This is a genomic window from Pseudomonas sp. NPDC088885 (assembly GCF_044750025.1).
GTDB classification, from domain to species: domain Bacteria; phylum Pseudomonadota; class Gammaproteobacteria; order Pseudomonadales; family Pseudomonadaceae; genus Aquipseudomonas; species Aquipseudomonas rustica.
Genome location: NZ_JBIVJB010000258.1, coordinates 1 through 1,173 on the forward strand (window position 1 = coordinate 1; position 1,173 = coordinate 1,173).

Sequence of the window (1,173 nt, forward strand, 5' to 3'; positions counted from 1 at the left end):
TGCCTATTGTGAATTGGTCTGTGATTAACAGATTTGGCCAAAAATTCCCCACAAGCCTAGATTTCGCAGCGTTCCGGCACAGACCGGGTCAATATCGAGATGATTTCTATCATGTCCTCCGCTGCATCTTTCCGCACAGAAAACGACCTGCTTGGCGCCCTCGAAGTACCGGCTCAAGCGTATTACGGCATCCAGACCCTGCGAGCGGTGAATAACTTCCGTCTCTCCGGCGTTCCGATTTCGCATTACCCAAAACTCGTTGTCGGTCTGGCAATGGTCAAACAGGCCGCTGCTGACGCCAACCGCGAGTTGGGTCATCTGAGCGAAGCCAAGCACGCTGCCATCAGCGAAGCCTGTGCCCGATTGATCCGCGGTGATTTCCACGAAGAGTTCGTGGTCGACATGATTCAAGGTGGTGCCGGTACTTCCACCAACATGAACGCCAACGAAGTGATCGCCAACATTGCCCTCGAAGCAATGGGCCACCAGAAAGGCGAGTACCAGTTCCTGCACCCGAACGACGACGTCAACATGGCGCAGTCGACCAACGACGCTTACCCAACGGCCATCCGCCTGGGCCTGTTGCTCGGTCACGACACCCTGCTGGCCAGCCTCGACAGCCTGATTCAGGCGTTCGCGGCCAAGGGCAAAGAATTCGATCACGTCCTGAAAATGGGCCGTACTCAATTGCAAGACGCCGTGCCGATGACCCTCGGCCAGGAATTCCGTGCTTTCGCCACCACCATGGGCGAAGACCTGGCGCGTCTGAAGACGCTGGCCCCGGAACTGCTGACTGAAGTGAACCTGGGCGGCACCGCGATCGGTACCGGCATCAACGCCGACCCGCGTTATCAAGCGCTGGCGGTACAGCGTCTGGCCCTGATCAGCGGTCAACCGCTGGTTCCGGCGGCCGACCTGATCGAAGCGACTTCCGACATGGGCGCCTTCGTACTGTTCTCCGGCATGCTCAAGCGCACCGCGGTCAAGCTGTCGAAGATCTGCAACGACTTGCGTCTGCTGTCCAGCGGCCCACGCACCGGCATCAACGAAATCAACCTGCCAGCGCGTCAGCCAGGCAGCTCGATCATGCCTGGCAAGGTCAACCCGGTAATCCCGGAAGCCGTTAACCAAGTCGCGTTCCAAGTGATCGGTAACGACCTGGCGCTGACCATG

At 58.7% G+C, this 1,173-nt stretch carries 1 protein-coding gene; it reads left to right on the top strand.

Annotated elements, in window-relative coordinates; translation table 11 throughout:
- Positions 1–111 precede the first annotated feature (111 nt).
- Positions 112–1,173: aspartate ammonia-lyase (locus tag ACIP1X_RS29070; protein ID WP_400756000.1), on the top strand; the 1,062-nt coding region annotated here is incomplete at its 3' end.